General features: G+C 68.5%; 15 protein-coding genes. 9 read left to right on the top strand and 6 right to left on the bottom strand.

All coding sequences use genetic code 11. The features are described from left to right. Positions 1-372: 372 nt before the first annotated feature. The 3 genes from ACFY9S_RS05270 to ACFY9S_RS05260 all read left to right on the top strand — a co-directional run bounded on the left by ACFY9S_RS05270 (position 373) and on the right by ACFY9S_RS05260 (position 2481). Complete coding sequence (locus tag ACFY9S_RS05270; RefSeq protein ID WP_391124221.1) at positions 373-1299, top strand: permease; 927 nt, start codon at positions 373-375, stop codon at positions 1297-1299. Continuing rightward, the gene (locus ACFY9S_RS05265) at positions 1296-2006 is read left to right on the top strand and encodes a TIGR03943 family putative permease subunit (protein WP_391123216.1); all 711 of its coding nucleotides are present in this window, start codon (positions 1296-1298) and stop codon (positions 2004-2006) included. Before ACFY9S_RS05270 ends, ACFY9S_RS05265 begins: the two co-directional genes overlap by 4 nt. 64 nt (positions 2007-2070) lie before the next feature. Further along, positions 2071-2481: a hypothetical protein gene (locus ACFY9S_RS05260; protein ID WP_391123213.1), complete on the top strand. Its 411-nt coding sequence runs from the start codon at positions 2071-2073 to the stop codon at positions 2479-2481. Between the two features lie 63 nt (positions 2482-2544). Here the strand turns inward: ACFY9S_RS05260 and ACFY9S_RS05255 are convergent, their stop codons facing one another. Then, positions 2545-2673 carry a hypothetical protein gene (locus tag ACFY9S_RS05255; protein ID WP_391123210.1) on the bottom strand — a complete coding sequence of 43 codons (129 nt, stop codon included), beginning with the start codon at positions 2671-2673 and terminating at the stop codon, positions 2545-2547. A gap of 756 nt (positions 2674-3429) precedes the next feature. Here ACFY9S_RS05255 and ACFY9S_RS05250 point away from each other — a divergent pair. Then, positions 3430-3735, top strand: coding sequence for a hypothetical protein (locus ACFY9S_RS05250; RefSeq protein ID WP_391123207.1), 306 nt, complete (start codon positions 3430-3432; stop codon positions 3733-3735). 1714 nt (positions 3736-5449) lie between these two features. Beyond that, entirely contained in the window at positions 5450-5758 is a 309-nt protein-coding gene (locus tag ACFY9S_RS05245; protein WP_391124219.1) for a helix-turn-helix domain-containing protein, read from the top strand. Positions 5759-5767: 9 nt separating this feature from the next. Here ACFY9S_RS05245 and ACFY9S_RS05240 read toward each other — a convergent pair whose 3' ends face one another. From ACFY9S_RS05240 to ACFY9S_RS05225, 4 genes are read right to left on the bottom strand one after another with little or no spacing between them, the layout of a single operon-like run. Further along, a complete protein-coding gene (locus ACFY9S_RS05240) occupies positions 5768-7048 on the bottom strand; it encodes a TIGR02679 family protein (protein ID WP_391123204.1) in 1281 nt (426 codons plus the stop codon). Beyond that, positions 7045-11301 carry a TIGR02680 family protein gene (locus tag ACFY9S_RS05235; RefSeq protein WP_391123201.1) on the bottom strand — a complete coding sequence of 1419 codons (4257 nt, stop codon included), beginning with the start codon at positions 11299-11301 and terminating at the stop codon, positions 7045-7047. The genes ACFY9S_RS05240 and ACFY9S_RS05235 overlap by 4 nt, the downstream gene beginning before the upstream one ends. Then, complete coding sequence (locus tag ACFY9S_RS05230; protein ID WP_391123199.1) at positions 11298-12623, bottom strand: TIGR02678 family protein; 1326 nt, start codon at positions 12621-12623, stop codon at positions 11298-11300. The genes ACFY9S_RS05235 and ACFY9S_RS05230 overlap by 4 nt, the downstream gene beginning before the upstream one ends. Next, a complete protein-coding gene (locus ACFY9S_RS05225; protein WP_391123196.1) occupies positions 12620-14248 on the bottom strand; it encodes a TIGR02677 family protein in 1629 nt (542 codons plus the stop codon). Before ACFY9S_RS05225 ends, ACFY9S_RS05230 begins: the two co-directional genes overlap by 4 nt. 226 nt (positions 14249-14474) lie before the next feature. Between ACFY9S_RS05225 and ACFY9S_RS05220 the strand changes: the two genes are divergently transcribed. Then, complete coding sequence (locus tag ACFY9S_RS05220) at positions 14475-15119, top strand: DUF433 domain-containing protein (RefSeq protein ID WP_145487086.1); 645 nt, start codon at positions 14475-14477, stop codon at positions 15117-15119. Further along, entirely contained in the window at positions 15116-15586 is a 471-nt protein-coding gene (locus ACFY9S_RS05215; protein ID WP_391123192.1) for a DUF5615 family PIN-like protein, read from the top strand. The genes ACFY9S_RS05220 and ACFY9S_RS05215 overlap by 4 nt, the downstream gene beginning before the upstream one ends. An 86-nt stretch (positions 15587-15672) precedes the next feature. On the opposite strand, the gene ACFY9S_RS05210 is transcribed toward ACFY9S_RS05215, so the two are convergent. Further along, positions 15673-16428 (bottom strand): hypothetical protein, encoded by a 756-nt coding sequence (locus tag ACFY9S_RS05210; protein ID WP_391123189.1) that lies wholly within the window; start codon positions 16426-16428, stop codon positions 15673-15675. 467 nt (positions 16429-16895) lie between these two features. Here ACFY9S_RS05210 and ACFY9S_RS05205 point away from each other — a divergent pair, with 467 nt between their 5' ends. Both ACFY9S_RS05205 and ACFY9S_RS05200 read left to right on the top strand, forming a co-directional pair. Continuing rightward, positions 16896-17684 carry a hypothetical protein gene (locus ACFY9S_RS05205; RefSeq protein WP_391123186.1) on the top strand — a complete coding sequence of 263 codons (789 nt, stop codon included), beginning with the start codon at positions 16896-16898 and terminating at the stop codon, positions 17682-17684. Further along, a complete protein-coding gene (locus ACFY9S_RS05200; protein WP_391123183.1) occupies positions 17681-19000 on the top strand; it encodes a 7-cyano-7-deazaguanine synthase in 1320 nt (439 codons plus the stop codon). The genes ACFY9S_RS05205 and ACFY9S_RS05200 overlap by 4 nt, the downstream gene beginning before the upstream one ends. Positions 19001-19137 lie beyond the last annotated feature (137 nt).

Raw genomic sequence — 19137 nt, 5'->3', positions numbered from 1 at the left:
CACTCGGCTGACCTTGGTTCGGAACGCTCCCCACGGGGAGAAGACTGCCTCACCGGGACGGCCGGTTCCAGAAGGGGGCGGTGTCGTGTGAACGCCCGGCCGTCGTCGTCCGTACGCAAGGGGAGGGAATGGGCAATGCCCTCGCGCACCACCGGAGGTACCGGGCCCGTGGCCATCACGAAGACCGCCCCGCAGGACGGCGCCGAGCCCGGTGACGCCGAGGCGGACGACGGCGGGCAGGCGGGCCACGGGGGAGAGGTCCGCGGGGAGGCGGGTCACGGAGGAGCGGTCCGTGGGAGGGCTGGCCACGGGGAAGAGGTCCGTGGAGAAGAAGGCCGCAGAGAAGAGGGCCGGCACCTCAACTCCCCCCTCCTGCTTACCCTTCTGCTGCTCACGGCGGTGATGTTCCAGGACCCGATCCGCGGGGCCCTGTCCGCTCCGGTGATGCAGAGCTGGATGACGGTGTTCGTCGCGGTCATGGTCCAGGCGCTGCCGTTCCTGGTGCTCGGTGTCCTGCTGTCGGCGGCGATCGCGGTGTTCGTGCCGCCGTCGTTCTTCGCCCGGGCCCTGCCGAAGCGCCCGGCCCTCGCGGTCCCGGTCGCGGGCGTCGCCGGCGCCGTGCTGCCCGGCTGCGAGTGCGCGTCCGTACCGGTGGCCGGAGCCCTGGTCCGCCGGGGGGTCACGCCCGCCGCGGCCCTGGCCTTCCTCCTCTCGGCACCCGCCATCAACCCGATCGTGCTGACGGCGACGGCCGTGGCGTTCCCCGGCAACCCGGAGATGGTCCTGGCCCGTTTCGTCGCGAGCCTGCTGGTGGCCTGCTCGATGGGCTGGCTCTGGCACCGCCTCGGCCGCACGGACTGGCTCCGGCCGTCCGCCCGCGCGTCGTACGAGGGCCAGGGCAGGGGAGCGGCCTTCTGGGGCTCGGTCCGCCACGACGTGACTCACGCGGGCGGCTTCCTGGTGATCGGCGCGATGGCCGCTGCGACCCTGAAGGCCGTGGTCCCGGCGCAGTGGCTGAGCCTCGCGGCGGGGAACCCCGTGCTGTCGGTCCTGGTCCTCGCGGCCCTGGCCGTCCTGCTCTCCATCTGCTCGGAGGCGGACGCGTTCGTGGCTGCGTCCCTGACCCAGTTCTCCCTGACGGCCCGTCTGACGTTCCTGGTCGTCGGCCCGATGATCGACCTGAAGCTCTTCGCCATGCAGGCGGGCACCTTCGGCCGCGCCTTCGCCCTGCGCTTCGCCCCCGCGACCTTCGCCCTGGCCGTCGTCGTATCGGCCCTGACCGGAACGGTCCTGCTGTGAACCGCCTGGCCCAGACGGCCCTCCTCTTCCTGCTCGGCGCGACCCTGCTGCACGCCGGCACGACCGATCTCTACCTGCGCTACGTCAAGGAGGGACTGCGGCCCCTGGTCCTCCTGGCGGGCGCGGTCCTCATCGCCACGGCGGCCGCGACCCTCTGGTACGACCGCCGCACCCCCGCCGACGACCACCACCGTCACCGCGAGCCCCGCGTCTCCTGGCTCCTCACCCTCCCGGTCCTCGCCCTGATCCTGGTCGCCCCGCCGGCCCTGGGCTCCTACAGCGCGGCGCACACCGGCACGGCCCTGACCAAACCCTTCGGCTTCCCGGCCCTCCCCGCCGGCGACGCACCCCTGCGCCTCGCCGTGGCCGACTACGCGGGCCGCGCGATCTACGACGACGGCCGCTCCCTCCGCGACCGCCGGCTGAAGATCACCGGCTTCGTCACCCTGGACCGGAAGGGCACGCCCTATCTGGTCCGCATGGGCCTCAACTGCTGCGCGGCCGACGCCCAGCCGGTCAAGATCGCACTGACGGGTTCCATCCCGCCGGTCCTGCGACCGGACACCTGGCTGGAGATCACGGGCACCTACACCCCCCGCCGCATGAAGGACCCGGTCAACGGCGGCCCGATCCCGTACCTGGAGGTGACGACCGCCAGACCGGTCCCCACCCCGCACGACCCGTACGACGAGACGTGGAACACCTGAACTCCGGTGTACCGCCCACCCTTTGGGGTACTCGGGGGAAACCGCTGATCAGCGAGGAGTACGCATGACCACACTCCAAGGCGAGCACACGGCGGAACTCGGCCCGCCGCGCCTGCCCGAGTCGGTCCGCGCGGAGCTGGCCAAGGCCGACCACCGAGCCGGCCTGACCCTGGCCACCCTCGGAGCGGCCCTGACCGCCCTCCTGACCGCGATCACCGCCGGCGTCATCACCCCCACCCAGTACGCCACGATCCCCCAACTCCTTCTCTGGACCGGCTGCGCGGCCTGCGCCCCGTCCCTGGTCCTGCTGAGCCTGGCGAGCCACCCCCGCCCGGCCCCGACCGCCGACCTCCCACCTCAGCTCCTGACGCGCACGACGTCCACCAGGCACCGTCGCATACGGCAGGCGATGGGATGGGGAGCGGCCTTCCTGACGCTGACGACGGCGGGAACGCTGACGGGAATGCTCTTCTGAGGGCTGTCGTTCGGATCACGCCGCATCGCCTCAGCCGCCCGAACAGCACCCGGTACCGGGCTTTCACGCCGCCAGGTCGTCGGCCGGCCGGCCGAGGAGGGTCTCACCCTGCTCGACGCCGTCCGGGACATGGATATGCGCAAGGAGACCCGGGAAGGGGACCACGACGTCAACGGATCCATGGATACTCACCTCCCGACTCCGGCTCATTCCTTGCGGCGCTTGCTCGCCCTCTTCTTCAGTGCAGCCTGGCCGAGCTTCGTTCAGCCACCTTGGTGGAAGCAGTAACGCGACCTGTCCTTCAACGCCTATCCGGTGCAGTTGACTCGGTTCGTCGGCCGACCACACCTCACTGTCGTCACCCTGCATGGACTGGACGCTGATGCCCAGGTTCCTTGGTGCTGTGCTTCCTCGTCGCGGGCAACCCCTGGTGCTCGAATCTGTAAGCCCTCACGGAGCCTGTGGATGCCACATGGTCAGGTGATAGACGACAGAACACCCGGCAGTCCTACGGCGAGTTCAATCTCAAGTAGAAAGCTGAACAAATTAAGCACTTGTTGAATAGCGTAATACGGATAGGGTGTCGGCTCGTTCATTCAACTGATCTTCTGTCCTGGCGGGCGCCATCGTAAAGGTTGCATCCCCTGGACGGGTGTGCTCTCCTGGAATTAATGGGAGGAATTGGTAGGCGCTTGGCGGTGGCAATAATATCGCTCGAAAAGTTGCACTGTGACAGGTTCAGTGAAGCCTGCTCCCGGGGGTAGAACTGCCGAATTCCTGAGTGGTGAGACTCATCAACGACTTGCAGGGTGGCTAGGCGTATTTCAGGCGTCAATCTGTCTGAGGAGCAGTACCTAGCGGAATGTGCAAGAAATGGAGAGTCGCAAAATGGATCTAATCAACCCAAGGGTCAATGTCTCACAGAACGGGGACAGTTGGACCCTGACTGTGAACGTCACCGAAGCGTTTACGCCACAAGAGATTGGTGCTGGCTTCGAGTTCGAAGACTGGGTGTCGTGGTGGGAGTGGGATGACGTGGACCACGACCACCTCGCAAACCACGGAGTTACCCGCTGGAAGCCTGCTTCTGTCCGGGAAGCGTATTCGTGGACGTGGCCCAATATCCCGGGCGACGTGCTGGACACGGAGCTTGGTGGCGAGGAAATTCGCGCACAGGTATTCCTGCGGAATTTCACAACCAGTTCGGCAACCATTCACCGGTTCTCGCCCATCGTCCAGATTTCACCAGGCTAGGGTGTTCCAGGCGTGCCGCGGGCGTCTCCCGCGGCACCGCCATCTGTTATACAAGTTTCGCTGTGCTGCTCAGTGCGGCTATCTTCGGCCAGACTCTCTGCGAGGATGCTATGTCGGTGTCCTTCTTCTTGGCAGGTCTCTTGCCCGGAATCCGGGAGTTACCGTCGTTCTCCGCTCGATCGGACACGGCTGAGGCACGGCCACCTTCTGATTCCGTAGCTCTGAGAGATCGATCATCGGAGGTCATACAGGCTGCGGGCAGGTCGTGAGGGCAGGTGGCGCGCGTCGCTGTACCGCCGCCTGAGGGCCTCCTCCTTCGGAACGCAGTGCACGAGGTGGACGCCCTGGCCCCCGCCCCTCTTCGTTGGGGGTGGTGTCAGCCGCTGATGTCGGCTCGTTGAGCCTGGTGGCGCACGCTCGCCCTGCCGACGCGCTGCGGTGGAAGTGCTCTGGCAGCAGTTCGAAGGTCAGGGCTGGGAGCGGCTTGCGCTGGAGACGCGTAGGAGGACGCGGGCTCGTCTCCCTCTCGGCCGGCGGCAAGCCGCTCGACGCTGTCAACGTCCGCCGTGCCTTCCGTCAAGCGCTCAAGGACGTCGACGGGGGAGATGCCGGCGAGTGAACACCCTGGGAACTCCGGCACAGCTTCGTGTCGCTGCTCCCCCATCGTGGCGTCCGCTGGAGGAGATCTCCCGGCTCGTCGGCCACTACGGCACGGCCGTGACCGAAGCGGTCTACCTACCGGAAGCAGATCCGTCCCGTGATCCAAATCGGGACGGTGGTCATCGACGCTCATCTTCAAGCGGGAGACAGAGCGTTGGTCACGCAGACAGACACGACGCAGACAGACACGCAGCAACGTCAGAGGGTCCTTACCGACTCGGTAAGGACCCTCTGACGTTGCTACTTAGCTGTCGGGGTGGCGGGATTTGAACCCACGACCTCTTCGTCCCGAATGAGGGTCGGGCAAGATCGACACCGGAAGGTTTGATGTTTCGCCTGGCCAGGGCGTTGGGGTGGGATGCTCTCGGGTGGTGTGGGAGGGGCTCGGGGAGCGGGTCGGCTCCCGGATGGCTCCCAGCAGGGCATCAGTCGACGGCTGCCGAGCCGAGTCCGTCTGACCGCCGTTCTGACCGGCCTACGGAGCTGCCCGAATCGTTCGGCCGCGCCGATCAGCCACAAGGCATCCAGGCCGGTGGGATCTGGAAGACCACACCGCTCGGCGGAACCATGCTGTCGTGATGAGCTGCGGTAAAGAGGACCTGTTCTCCGGTACGCCGCCTAGCACACTAGCGCAGCCAACCGGTAGTGAATCACAGGATTCTGAGGGAGTGTCACCCCTGCTGCTAGCGTTTTTCGGGCAGTCACATCAGCGGACTCAAGCTCCTCACCTTCGCCATGTTGGCGGTGGGCGGCAACGCCGGCAGCCGAAGCCGGTACGTCTCGGAAGTGCGGTCGAGCGTGCTGATGCCGTCTCGGACACATCGGGTCTTGGCCCGGGCGAGCCGAGAGGGAGAACGGGAATCAGCGTGACCGATCTCCTTGGACGACCACGGCGTCCAGGTGCGTGCCTGGATGGACACCGGGACGAAGATCGGAGGATCCGTCATCCGGCGCGGGCGAGACCGTGCTGCCCCGCCCTGTCGAGGCGCTGCCCCTGCCTGCATTGGCGGCCGCAGGACGGAAGCTTGCCGACAAACTCATCGAACACTTCGCCATGGGCGAGCCTGCTGCATTGGCCCTCGCGCAGGCTGTCGTCGACCCAAGGGGCCGCTTGGAGTGCCTAGCCCTGGCGCTGCGAGCGGAGGACCCCGAAGCTCGTCACGGTTGGTACGGCGGCTTCGGCCCCGCAGAGCGCGACCGCATCGCGGCAATGCTCTGGCTTGCCAAGAGTGCAACGCCCCTGCCGGACCGAGCTCTCACGGCCATCCGTCTGGGCAAAGACGGATGGCGGATCAACGACATCGCACAAGTGCTTGGTTGCTCCAGACGAACCGTGCAGCGCTACCTCCGTTCCGTGCGCTGATACCAAGTCCTACGTCTGGCGGGACAGGTCGTCCACCAGGAGTTCGAGGGTCGCCTCCTCGTGGAGCGCGACGCCGAGGGCGGTCATTGCGGGGGCGAGATCCGGGTCCCAGTCCGCGTTGACTGGCTGGCCGTCGAGCGCCAGTTGAGGGATGCCCTCCGCCTGGCTGCGAGCGGCCAGATGCTCGTAATCCGCAGCGCCCATCCGCCACGGTCGGGCTTCATAGCGGCGGATGACCCGGTTGGCCAGAGCGATCCCCGGCCAGTCGAAGTCGCCGTGGTAGGCGAAGCAGCAGCCCGTGGCGGCGAGGGCGTCGAGAAGCGTGAAGACTACGGTGGCGGCGCTGCCGGAGGTGCACACGAGGGGCTGGACGCAGGCCGCGTCCGCCGCAGCTTCCACCACCCGCGGATTCTCACAGATGTGGATGAGCGTTCCGGTGGGGAGCCGCAGCCGGAGATCATGCAGGTCGCGTGGGGTGACGTGAACCTCGGCGTGATGGTCGGCTCGCTCCCGCAGGGCGCGCTCGCGCCAGCTCTCGCCGTCGGGTCGCAGCCCGTAGGTGAGCACCGTGCTGGAGACCTCGTCCGGCGTGACGGACACCAGCCGCCACAGAGCGCGTCGGCCGGCCGCGTCGTCGGGGAACTCGGTGCCATGGGCGAGGGCGACCCCGCGTTGGACGAGGCGTGCGAGCCAGGTTCCGTCGTCCAGGCCGTGCGCGGAGCCGGTCGTCATGGCGGCGAGTTCTCCTCGGCCGCGTGTGCCGTTGCGTTCATGTCCTTCGGGTCCGAGAAGAGCGGTGAGGACCTGGATCGCCTGCTGGAGTGTCCATATCGCCGCTTCGGGCGTCACTCCTCTCGGAACACCGGCACGGCGCAGCAGGTCGTACCACTGCCGGGGCCATTCCTGGTCGGCGAGTGGGGAGGCGTCCAGTGACGAAGCAAGGGACGACCACACTTGTTCCCGCCGTGTGGCCACGTCCGCACGGGCGGCACGGCGGTCGGTGAGTGGCGGGCCGAGTTCCTCCAGGGTCTGTCTGAGGCCGAGTCCGGCGGCCGAAGCGCGCAGCCGTGCGTCGAGCACGTCGAGCCGTATGGTCACGGCGGCACTTGTGAGGGGTTTGCCGAGCAGGAGAGACAGGTCGTTGCGTTCCTGGGCGTTCATCGCGGTCAGCCGGAGTGAACCCGTGGCCTGTACGCCGTTGCTTTCCAGGCGTTTACGTACCCCCTGCCAGAGCCGGGTGAGTCCAGGTCCCGTCAGCCAGTCGCGCGTTGCGGCGGGCAGCCCGCTCAAACGGACACCAGACGCCGGTGCCGACCGTTCCAGGTGTAGTGCAGGGTGGCCACCCCGCGTACGTGGGGATCACGGAGGCACTCGTAGATGTGCAGGGACGGAACCTCGGGCCAGTTGCCCATGAGCCGCTCGCTGGTGAGGACGAAGTCGAGATCGAGGTCGACGAGGATACGGCCCAGCCGGCCATGGGTGGGTTCGTCGACCTTGGCGAAGGCGTCGTCCAGGAGGATCAGCCGCGGCGCGTGCGGTGCCGACTCGGCGAGGCTGGTGAAGTGGGCGGCAGCCGCGGCGAAGAGTACGAGGTAGGAGAGCACGCGTTGTTCGCCCTGGCTGAGACCGGTCCGGCCGGTCAGTTTCCTACGGCGGCCCGGGGCCGCGTCTTCGACCACGAAGGTGTGGAAGCGGAACCAGTCGCGGTAGTCCAGCGCGGTCCGCAGATGGGCGGCGTAACCGGCTGACGGGTCGGCACGGCGGGCGTCCTCGATCCGGCGTTGCAGCACCTCGCGCAGCTGCTCTGTCTGGTCGCGAGTCCTGAGGCTCGACGGACTGCGCAGCAGCTCGACGGCCGCGCGCACATCCGCGTCCACGTCCTCGTCCAGCTTCCACAGCAGCTCGACACCGAGGCCGTGGGAGGTGCGCACAGTCCGCAGGGTGTCGTTGAGAGCCGCGACCAGGTTCGCCGCGGTGATGACCTGTGCCGAGAGGTGGTCGCCGAGCTCGCCGGTCAGGAACCGCTGGAAGACCTCGCGTTCGCGCTCGGTGAGCCGTCCCCGGGCCTCCGCGGCCTGAACCGCGATCCGCTCGCCCACGGCCGCGACGTCATGGGACCCGTGGTCGTCGACCAAGCGGCACACCTTGATCCCGTCACGCTCCTCCAGCTGCGCGTCGAATCCGCCGGCCAGTTGGTCGCGCAGATCGGTGTGGCGGTTGAGCAGGGTGCTGTCCGAGACCTCGCCCTTCGGGCGGCCGAGGGCCTGCTCCACGGCTTCGGCGAGGGCCCGCAGCGCGCGCAGACGGCTGCGGACGTCCGCGCCGGGATCGTCCGACACGTACTCGGGCAGCGTGGACCGGTCGAGGCCGGCTCCGAGCACCACCTCGGGTCGGCTGAGAGCACCGCGCAGAGCGCTGCCGGTGTCGATGACCGCCGTCTCCTGGTCCGCCAGGGTCCCGCGCAGGCGTTTCTCGTCCTCTTCCGCGCGCACGCGCAGGTCGTGGAAATCGTCGCGAGCTCGTTGTGCCGCGGGGAGCGCTTGGACGGCGTTCGCGATGCGCTGCTTGGTCTCCTGCTCGCGGGTGAGGGTCTCCTCCTCGGACGACCCGATGGCCTCCTCGCGGGTGCGCAGGTCCTGCTCGGCGGTACGCAGACCGGTGAGGTGGACCCGGTAGCCCTCTTCCGCAGCCAGGCGATCCTCGCGGGCGCGTCCGTACCGGTCGGCATCGGCCTGGTTGGGACCGAGTCGCTCTCCCGTGCCGCTGACGGCCCTGCGCAAATGTCCGATACCGCTGAGCAGGCCGGCCAGTGCGGTGCGCACACGGTCCAGGGCGGCGGGGTCGCCGGGCAGATCGTGGGCAGTCGCGGTGGCATCCGCCTCGGTCCGCGCCGATACCGCCAGAGCGCGGGCCTCCTCGGCCAGCCGCGCCGCCCGGGTCGCCTTGGCGGTCAGGTCGCGCAGAGTCCGCTCGGCTGATTCAGTCCTGCTCCATGCGTCCGCGAGATTCCGTGCCCTGGGGAAATCCCGTTCCGCGATCGTGAGAGCCCGACGCATGGCATCGGCTACGGCGAGTTCCTCGCGGACATCGGCCAGCCGCTGTTTCGTATGCGCGATCCGCTCCTCCAACTCGGCGAGAATGCGTCGCCGAGTCTCGGCGCGTACGGCGGCCCCCACGTACTCGGTGTCGCCCTTGTCATGACGACCGCTGAGTACGCCCAGACGCCAACTGCCGTCGTAGAAAACCACGTTGTGCGCGGAGGTCTCCTGTGCCGATGCGAGTGCGATGGTGGCCAGGAGACTCTCCACCTGCTCGGAGGTGACGCCGCAACCCGGTTCAGGGGCCGGGCGCAGGGCCGAGGCGAGAGTCCGCCCGCCGGACAGCACGGGACCCGGCTGGAGAAGGGTGTCCCGGGTGCGCGGATCGAGAAGGACGCCGCCCGCACTCACCCACGCGTCCAGGATTCCACTCGCCTCCAGCGCCCCTTCCAGACCGGCTCGGTCGGCCGGAGCCAGGTCGTCCACGAAGTCCACGAGCCGATAGAAAGGGGCTCCACTGCCCGGCGTCCTTGCGGCGGCACGATGGTGCGGGGCCGGCGGCTCGGGGTCGGTACGTTGCTCCCAGTCCCGCTTCTGCTCCGCCAGGTGGTCGACTTCCTCGCCGAGCCGGTTGACGTCGAGTGCCAGGGCGTCCCGGCGCCCGGTGAGTTCCTCGCCGTACGGCTCCAACGTGGCCTGAGCTGTCCGCCACGCCTGGCTGTCGATGTCGGGCGGCAGTGTGCGGTCCGCGAACGGCGCGTCGGTAGAGGTCTCGTGGCCGACGGTGGCGTGGACGGCGTCGAGTGACGGGCAGTCGATACCCAGCGCAGTCCGCGTGCGTGCCGCCCAGTCGGCGACTTGGCGGGCGTAGGCGCCGCTCTCCTCGGCGACCTTCTGACGGCTGCCCTCCAGATGGCCGGCGGCCTCTTCCGCCTCGCCCTCCAGCCGTTCCCGCTCGCCATCGGCCTGAGCCGCCGCGGTCCGGACCTCGTCCGCCCGTGAGATGAGGCGGGTCACCTCCTGAACCATCCGGGCCCGGTTTCTCGCGACCGCCTCGGCGTCCTCCAACTGGTACTGCCAGGACCGCAGCCCCTCCTGCGCCGTGACCGTGTCCACGCGGGCCACCGACCGGTGCCGTACGGTACGCGACTCCCCGTCCGGAGTCGTCAGATCGGTCTCGGTGGCCTGGGCGAGAACCGTGCGCGGCAGAGCCACCGCCTCGCCGAGATGACCGGTGGGAAGCCCGGCCTTCTCCGCCTGCGTCAGCAGCTCCCGGTGTTCGGTTCCCAGCTCGGCCAGCCGGCTCCCAAGGTGTTCGACCCCTTCGGTGAGCCGCTCCGCCGTGCTCTCCTCCGCGTCGTGTGCGTTGCGCAGGGTGGTGAAGGCGGCCTCGGCGGCGGTGTGCAGCGCCTCCACCGTGCCGCGGCGCTCCGACAGTTCGCGCAGGCTGCGGTAGGCGTGACTGGCGTGCAGGGCGGCCAGGTCGGTCCGGGCGTTCTGTTCCTCGTCGCGCAGGGTCTCCAGTCGGCCCTCCGACTCCTCCTCCTGCGTCCGCAGGTCGCTCGTCCGCTGTGCGGCGTCTCCGGCCGCCCGGCGCCGGTGCGCGAGGACGCCCAGTTCGTGGCTCACTCTCTGCGCGGAGGTGCGCAGGACTCCGGCCAGGTAGCCGCGGTAACTGGTGAGGAAGGTGCGCAGTGCCGTGTCGGTGCGTTCCAGGCGGCCGAGTTCGTCCCGTACGGCGTCGAGGTCGTGCAGGTTGCGCGCCACCTTCTCGACCACGTCCTCGTCGAGCCCCGGCAGGGTCTCGCTCAGCAGGGAGACCAGGCCCCCGTGTTCGATCCGGTCGCCGACCGTCGGGCGCCGCAGCCGGTGGAGGAGCTGGGTGAGATTGCGGTAGCGCGTCGCGTCGGTGATGCCGAACAGGTCCCGGGCCACGCGCGAGCGGTGCTGGACTGCACGGTCGGTCGTGTTGTCGGAGCCGACGACCTCCTTGAGCCGGTCGACCGGCAGCGGCTTACCGGCCTCGACCAGGTGCAGGTCCTCACCGATCCGCAGCGGGGTGACGAAGAACGTCGGCAGCGCCTTCTGCGTCGACTTCGAGGCGCGGATGGCGGCACCGAGCGTCAGGTGGCGGTGACCGCCGTCGTCGGCCGTGCCCTGGAACTCCACCCACAGGTACCCGAGACGGTTGGTCTGCTCGAACCCGTCCAGCATCAGCCAGGCGAGCGTGGTGCGGCCGGTGCCTGTCGCGTCCAGTGCCCGGGAGTCGCCGTCCAGAAGATACGGGAGCAGCATCTCCAGGGCCTTGGACTTGCCCGCGCCGTTCTTGCCGCGCAGCAGCAGGCGTCCGTCGCCGAAGGAGAACTCCTGCTCGTCGTACTGCCAGACGTTCTGGATGCCCGCCCGGTGCAGCCGGAAGCGGGTGCCGGCGGTCGTCGCTGGGCCGGTGGGTGTCGCAGCGCCGGAACGCGGCAGCGGAACGAGGCCACGCCCGTCGGTGGTCATAGCGGCAACTCCTCTTGTACGTCCGTGCCTTTGCCGGCTGCGGTGGCCGGGCGCACCGTGACTTGGGTGGCGTAGCGGGCCGCTGCGGCCAGCAGCACCCAGCCGTCGCCGCCGGGCCGTGCGCCATGGACATCGGTCACCATGCGTCCTTCCGACGCCTCTTCGACGTACCCCTCCGGCAGTCCTTCGCCCTCGGCGCGCAGCCGGCCCGCGCGGGCCATCAGCCGCATGCGGACCAGCAGGTCCAGTACGGCCTCTCGCAGGGAGGGAGGGTCCTCCAGGTAGCCGCGTTGCCAGTTGCTGCGCTGCCCGTACTCGGTGATGAGCTCGGCGAGCACCTCGTCCACCAGGCCGTCTGGGACGGCCACCCCGATGACGAGCGTCCCGCCGGTCGCCGGATGCCCCGGCTCATGCGGCCGAAGGCGTTCCACCAGCCGTTCCGCCAGCAGCAGCGCGGCCTGTGCGACGGTCCCGGTGCCCGGCAGGTGCAGATCCGTCAGCTCCTCCTCGGGGTCCACCAGCGCCACGCCCTCGGCACGGATCTCCATCTCCAGACCGAGGAGTTCGGAAAATGCCTGGGCCTCCCGGCGCTGCCGGGTGCGCAGCCAGTCACGCTCGGCGTCCGTCAGCTCGTCGAGGTGGACGACGGGTGTCTCGACGAGCATCCGGCGCACGTAGGTGCGTGGTCCGCCGAAACCCGGGTCCGCTGCCCGCCGGACCAGGTCGGCGCCGTCCCGTGCCTGGGAGAGCGGGCCGGCGACGACCACGCGTGCCAGCTCCCGGTCTATCGTGATCAGCGCTTCTCCGCCCGCCTCCTGCGCAAACGCGGCCACATGACCCTCGGTCTCGATGAGCACACCCCAGTCGACGAGCTGGCGCAGAGCCGCGACCAGGGTCCGCTTCCCGGCCGCCCGGCCCGTTTCCTCCAGCTCGATCCCGGCGTCGGCTGCGGCAGCCCTGATATCGGCGACCAGGTGTGACAACAGCATCTGCCCGGGCGCGGTCACCAGCACGGACAGGGCCAGCGCGAGGCAGGCGTACGTGTGTGGGGTGAACGGGGTGCCGGTGGAGCGCTCCAGCCGATGACCCGAACCCGCCCCCAGCCCCGCCTTGAACAGCCGGGCGTAAGAGCTGTCGACCAGCAGGCGGTAGCCGAGCACCTGCTGGAACCGTTTGCCCAGCCAGTCGGCGTGCCTGCGGATCAGCGGGAAGAGGTCGGCGTGGGGGCCGTCCGACGCGATCAGCGGGTGAGCGAGCAGCAACCGGGCGGCTGTGCGGCGCTCGGCTGCCAGGGCCACGTCGTGAGTCGAGGGGAGGGTCATGACACGCTCGCCTCCGCTTCGCCGTCGACCGCGGCGGAGGTGCGACCGATGTCCAGCTCCAGGTCGTCCAGCAGCAGGTCGCCGTCGGCCGAGTACAGCACCGTTCGCGTGCCCGCCGTCCGGCGCACGGTGAGGCGGATACGCAGTTCGGCGTCTTCACTGCTGGCCGAGTCGAGGTCGAACCCCGCCGTCCTCTCCCCGTCCGTGCTGACGGGCCGGCTGAGTTGTGCGTTTCCGAGCGCTGTGGCCAGCAGCTCCAGGAGCAGGCTGAGTGCCGCTGACGTGAGGCGTACCTCGGCGAACCGGCCCGACGCGCTGCGCAGTTCGTCTGCCGCTGCTGTTCTGGCCGCTGCCCGCTGACGGGCTGCCTCCCTCAGCAGCTGCTTCTGCGCAGAGTGGTCCTCCACCGTTGAGGCCCGGCCTCGCTGGGCTCGGCTGCCTCTTTCGCGCAGGGCCACCGGCACCTCGACCACCGGGCCGGTCCACCAGCTCGTGTAGGCGGGCACCACTTCGTCGGTGGCCGGAGGTATACCCAGATGGCGGGCGCCGTACAGCCCGAAGGCGGCGACGGCGATGTCGTGTGCGTCTCGCGGCGCCGCTTCGTCGAACCAGCGGGCCAGCCGCAGCAGATCCTTGCGCCGGGACATCTCCCCGGTGGCCGACCGCAGCATCCGCTTGGCGTTGGCGAGCAGCGACTGCAACGCGCGCAGGGTGGCGTCGCGTAGCTGGTCGACCTGGCTGCCCTGGCCGTCGCTGTTGCTGAACCAGCCGCGCAGGCCCTCCCAGTCCGCGAACTCACGGCCCCGGCTGCGCTGGATCCGGACCTCCGGGCGGCTTTCGCCCTGCGCCTGCGCCGAGAGCCCGGTGAGCCCCTGGGCGTGGGAGTCCAGCCGGTCCAGCAGAGCCGGGAGGTGCGGCCACAGAATGTCCAACGCCGCCGAGATCCGGGGCGCGCGGAACGCCACGTCCTCCGTGATCGCCTCGACGTAGTCCAGGAGCAGTTCCTTGAAGCCCTGGTACTCGGCGCTGTCCAGGTCGTAGCGGGACAGCACCTGGCCGAGGTAGGCGTAGAAGTCGCGTATGGAGTCCGCGAACTCAGTGAACTGCACGAACAGCGTGCTGATCCGCTCCAGTCCGTCCTGCGGCTCGACGCCGCCCGGCGCGGTCGCGAGGTCGGCCAGCTCCCGTAGTCCGCGCTCGACCAGTGCCAGCAGTTCGTTGCTCACCTCGCGGGCGGCGTCGGCCTCGGCCAGGACCCCGTCGGCGTCCCGCTGGATACGTTCGCCCAGTTTCGACAGCTGGTAGCGCGAGCGGGAACGCTGGTACTCGCTGATGCTGGACGCGTTCACCGTGTGGCTGCTGCGGAGCAGGTTTCCCCACTGGACCAGCTGTTCCAGTCGGACCGTGAGGGTGTCGGCGTCGAGTCCTGCGGCGGAAGCACCGGCCTGGCGCAATTTCGCCATGATGTCCGGGACGGCGAGATCCGCCAGCAGCGTTCCGCAGAAGACCCGCATGATCGCGACGTGCTCCAGCCGCTCGGGCGCGCTGAGGTACGTGTACGCGTTCAGCCGCCGCCGCGCCTCCTCGTCGGCGTCCTGACCTGCACCGGATGCTGATGCGCCCATGCCCGTGAGGTTACGCGGCGCATACGGGCGCCGTCGGTGGGTGGCCGAAAATGCCACGGACGTGTGGCGGGCTGTGGCGATTCCCGTGGCAGCGGCCTGTGCGGCAAGGGGGCGTCCCCGGCTCACCCTGAAAGGGTCCTTCGGTTTCTGCGCTGAGTGGCCTCCAGGAGAATGGGGTACGTTCAGGCCGATATCGATGGGGGCGGAAGACGGAAGGAGGCACGCGGTGTCGTACGAACCCAAACTCGCCGCGGCTCTTTCCGGTGCGACGCTGCGCCAGCTGTCCCACTGGCGCCGAGCCTCCGGGCCCAAGGGCGCCGTGCTCGTGCCCGAGATCTCCAGCGAGAGGCCGATCCTCTACTCGTTCCGCGACGTTGTCGCACTCCGCATCTGTGTGCAGCTGCGCGAAGAGGCTTCGTTGCAGAAGATCCGCCGTGCGCTGAACACGCTCCGGGAGGATCTCGGCGAGTCGAAGCACCTCTCCTCGTACAAACTTGTCGCGGGTCCGGACACGATCTATCTGGCTGAACCCGACCACGCCGTAGACCTGATCAAGGGGGGCAACGTGGTCATCCACCAGATGGTGGATGTTCTCGCGCCCTTCTATAAGGACGGCCGTAGCATTCCCGCTCTGCTCACCCCCCGTGAGCACGTCGCGGTCGACGCGTCGGTCCGCGGCGGAGAACCGGTCATCCAAGGCACCAGGATCCCGGCGTCAGATGTCGCTGCCCTCGTAAGAGACGGCATCCCGCCGGACCAGATCGGTGAGTTCTACCCAGGAGTGACGGCAGAGGCCGCCCGGGACGCCGCCGACTTCAGCGAGTACGTCGACAGCTATGGCAGCAGCGAGCCCCGGCAGGTCGTCGCTTGAAACTGCTGCTCGACGAGAACGTGCCGCGCCCCATGGCCGAGATCGTGCGCATCCTGCTGAAGGCCCATGAAGTCGTCCACGTCCACGACCTCAAGGGCTGGACGGGCACGAAGGACATCGAGCTGTACGCCAAGGCCAAAGCCGACGGCTTCGAGGTCGTCATCACCAACGACACCAAGCAGCTCAGCCGGCCACTCGAAGTGGCGGCCATTGCACAGTCGGGCCTGCATCGCATCGAGTACCGCCAGAACAACAAGCACGGTGGCTTGGTGGGTCTGGGCACGGCGATCGCCACTGTCTGCGCGGCCCTTCCTCACGCCTTGTCCGAACTCGAAGCAGCTGACGGCCAGCGTCTCGTAGCCCTGACATCGATCGACCCGACCAGGCAGAACCGCCTCCAGATCACGGACCCGGCCGTCGCCCCGCCGAAGCACTGGCCGGGGCGTGATTCGGCCTCTGGGTCCTGACGCCTCGATACACGAGGGTTCCCGGCCGGTACCCCATTGGGAAGCGATGCCGGGAAATGACCTGGCATCGCCGCCTGCGCTTCGTCTCAGCAAGACTCACTGCCGAGCTCTTCCTGGAGCTCGGCGATGCGCCGTTGGGTGGCTGCCGTGTTCTTCTGCTGGCGGGTCAACTTGGCCTTGGCGGCAGCCAGTTCCCGGGCGAGCCGCTCTCGATCAGCTGCCGCCCGCTCACGGATGGTCCCGTCATCGCGGTACGCCGGCCCTACCCGCTCACTGTTCACTACGCCGCGACGCTCTCCGCACTCTGGGCAGTCGACGACGCGGGTGGAGACGTAGGTGTTCTCGCGATGCTGAATATAAGGCACCACGTGGTCGCAACGGAGAGTGAGATCCCAACTATCGAGGTCCTTCTTGCGTTCCTCCCGTGAGGGCCAGGAAGCGAACAGCCTGGCGAGCTTCTCCATCTGCTTCGGCCCCATCGGCGGTGGCGGGCAGCAGAAACAGCAGTGCGTTACCCGAGAACCGCTGACGGTCCACCGGGCGTCCCGGCAGTCGACGTGCCGCTCCCGGAACTTCTGGTTGGCTTCCTCGTATTCGAGCTTCTCCGCCTCGGACAACTTCAGTAGGGGTGGCCAGCTCCCCAGCCCATCCGTCATGGGCAGTCCGCAACCGCGGCAGGGCTCACCAGCCACGTATTCCGCCCAGCTGAGGCGTGTACCGTCTCGCTCCCACTGCTCATCCCGCTCACGGCGCCGTCGGTCATCCGCTTCGGCTTCGAGGGCCGAGTGCAGAGCACGTTTGGCAGCTCGTTGCCGCTTCTGCTCCTCCGTGAGCTTGGCCATGGGCTTCACCCTCCGCTCGCCGGGTTCCTGTGCCCGACCGCGGAATCCATGCTGGCGTGGCCGCCCCGTATGCCGACTGCCCGTGTGGTGGATGACAACTTGCGACCGGAATCGGATCGCTAGCGGCCTTCAGGCGACTGATGTCATCTGGTGCGGGCGGTCGGAGGTTGCTGATTTGATCGCCGTCAGCGAGCCCTCTACAGAGGGCATGAACAGCAGGGCATATGACGCAAGGGGCAATCTTGCCAGCCCGGCACCTGCCCTGAACGGGGATTTGCGTGATGTCTGTGACTCAGCGCTACGGCTGGTCACGCTTCTAGGTGTAGGTGTCACGGGAAGTGATGCCCCCGGCTGTTTCAGCACCTGGCTGGTCCGTGAGGCCCTGGCCGAGTCCCGCCCTACCTGGGGATCGTCCGGTCTGATGCCATGGACGAAGTGCAGGTTGGAGCACCATCGTTGGGGGCGATGTGGGGACATCCACGCGATGGAAGGGGCCGAACGGCGATCCGTGGAGCTCGGCCGGGAGGCGGCTGGCGCGCTGGCGGGATGACTCGCGCAACGCGGATCAGCGGCTGGAGGAGATTGCGGCGGACCACCTGAGCGCCCTGCACGAGACACTCCGTGCCGATCGATCGGCCTTCGGGTTGTACGACACGGCCTGTGCGGCTGGCGAACGGCTCGCTGGGGCTCTGGGATCGCTGGCTACAGAGGGTGCGGAGTCGGAGGACGCGCTTGTTGCACGTCTCGTATCGGAGGTCGGAGGGGACGGCGGCACACTCGCCGACGCCGCGGTGCGCAGGGGGATGGCCGCGGCGGTCCGCGATGTCCGGAACAGACATCCCGAGCTGGGCGACGCCATGGGCGGATGCGCCGGCGGCGGTGGTTTCACCTGGGACATCCTGTGCGACCTCTATCAGGTGTTCTTCGCCGACATGGTGGGGGAGTTCCTCAGGTCTGTTGTCGCCGAGCACGTCAAGCTGGCGGTCCCGGTGCTCATCGCGACCGATCCGGAAAGCAGGATCGCTGACTGGGTCGCGGAGAAAGTGGTGGACCTGGTGCCGAATCCCTGTGAGGAGTCCGCCGAGGCGACGGATCTTGCGCAGGCTGTGGATACCGCGGAGTCGGTGGTGGGCGCTGTGCAGGATCCGGCGGCTGCACTGCCCAAGATCGCCGAGTTGTTGGTGCCGCGGGCGGTCGGAAAGGTGCTTGGCCTGATCACTGAGGAGATCACCGGAGAGGAGGGAGCTGCGGCGTGACCGATTCCGACGACTTCTTGTGGTGGCGCGGCCCCCAGGGCGACCGACCTCGTGGCGACCGCTGGACGGAGATCGGCGAGGAAACCTTCCAGGAAAAGAAGCGCCGCATCACTGGCCGGCACTATCTGCCCGGTCCCGTCCCCGACTGGGCCGAGGATCTGTTCCGCGTCGCCAGGGCTGCGTTCATCGCCGACAAGTACGTACGTCGGACCCGGGTACGGGACCGGTGGACCCGGCGTATCAGCCTCGCCGTACCCGTAACGGATCACGAGCGATGGGGAAGCGCAGCAGTCCGTACCCACCTCACTGCGCTCCTCCAAGTCCTCACCGGGGACCTATGGAATGTGGACTTCCGGCCTCTTACCAGTTATTACGTCGAAGAGGTGCTGGTCTCTCCGGACGACTCGCGCGCCTCGGAAGTCGCCTTGTTCTCCGGTGGACTGGATTCGCTCAGCTGGGCCGCCACCCGCTCGCGCGCTGACGACTCCCGACCGCTGCTGCTCGTGATGTTCCGCGAGATCGGCCTGCTGCGTCTCCAGCAGCGGGTGTACAAGGCCGTCGAACGACTGGGCGGAACACGACCGGTGCTGTTGTTGCCGATGAGCCAGACCCCGGCGGGCGACGGCTCGGGGTTACGGCTGGAGACCTCCTCTCGCACGCGTGGCCTGCTGTACGCGGCGGGCGCGATCCGTGCCGCTACTGCGCACGGGGTGGGCACCGTCCACATCCCCGAGAACGGCCAGCTTGCCCTCAATCCGCCTCTGACACCCGCGCGTTCGGCTGCTTGCTCCACACGTTCCGTGCACCCGCGGACGCTGGCCAGTCTGAACGCCTTGGTAACTGCCGTGAGCGACACGGAGAGCACGGTGCAGGTGGTCAACCCCTTGGCACAGCTCACGAAAGGCGAGGTGTGCAAGGCCGGACGTACTGCGGGCCTCACCCCGTCCGACCTGGAGTCCACCCTGAGCTGCGGCAAGCCGCCAACCCGCCGACGCGGCGGCCCTCCCATCGCCAACTGCGGCGTCTGCTTCCCTTGCCTCGTGCGTCGCTCCGGGCTACTCCACGCCAACGGCACCGACGGCACCCAGTACGAGGCACTGCCGTGGGCGAACGGCCTACCGCTTGACCGGGGTGCCGACTGGCGCGCGCTACAGCGGTGGCTGCTCGGCCGGTACACCCTTACGGATGTCCTCACCGATACCCCGCTGCCGCCGGACACGGACCCGGCGCTGGCGTTCGATTTGATCAGGTGCGGGCGGGAAGAGTTGGCCCAGCTGCTTCAGATCGCGGATGCGACGGAGGCTGACGCGGCGTAGGCGGCAGGCGAGATCCGGTTCGCAGCAGGCCGCCTCGGTGGTCATGGGACGGCATCGTCGAGGTGCCCTGGGCGCAATCCTTGCGCAGAGCGTCCACTGATCCGGGTCAAGGCTTTTCGCCTACCCGTTCGGGCGTG

The organism is Streptomyces sp. NPDC012474, from assembly GCF_042955185.1.
Classification (GTDB): domain Bacteria; phylum Actinomycetota; class Actinomycetes; order Streptomycetales; family Streptomycetaceae; genus Streptomyces; species Streptomyces cahuitamycinicus.
The sequence above is the reverse complement of the archived record's forward strand: the minus strand, read 5'-3'. Positions and strand labels throughout refer to the sequence as shown.

Bases quoted from the DNA above. Each gene is read 5' to 3' on its own strand.
- ACFY9S_RS05260 (WP_391123213.1), top strand. From the start codon at position 2,071: ATGACCACACTCCAAGGCGAGCACACGGCGGAACTCGGCCCGCCGCGC.
- ACFY9S_RS05245 (WP_391124219.1), top strand. From the start codon at position 5,450: ATGGGCGAGCCTGCTGCATTGGCCCTCGCGCAGGCTGTCGTCGACCCA.
- ACFY9S_RS05235 (WP_391123201.1), bottom strand. From the start codon at position 11,301: ATGACCACCGACGGGCGTGGCCTCGTTCCGCTGCCGCGTTCCGGCGCT.
- ACFY9S_RS05230 (WP_391123199.1), bottom strand. From the start codon at position 12,623: ATGACCCTCCCCTCGACTCACGACGTGGCCCTGGCAGCCGAGCGCCGC.
- ACFY9S_RS05225 (WP_391123196.1), bottom strand. From the start codon at position 14,248: ATGGGCGCATCAGCATCCGGTGCAGGTCAGGACGCCGACGAGGAGGCG.
- ACFY9S_RS05210 (WP_391123189.1), bottom strand. From the start codon at position 16,428: ATGGCCAAGCTCACGGAGGAGCAGAAGCGGCAACGAGCTGCCAAACGT.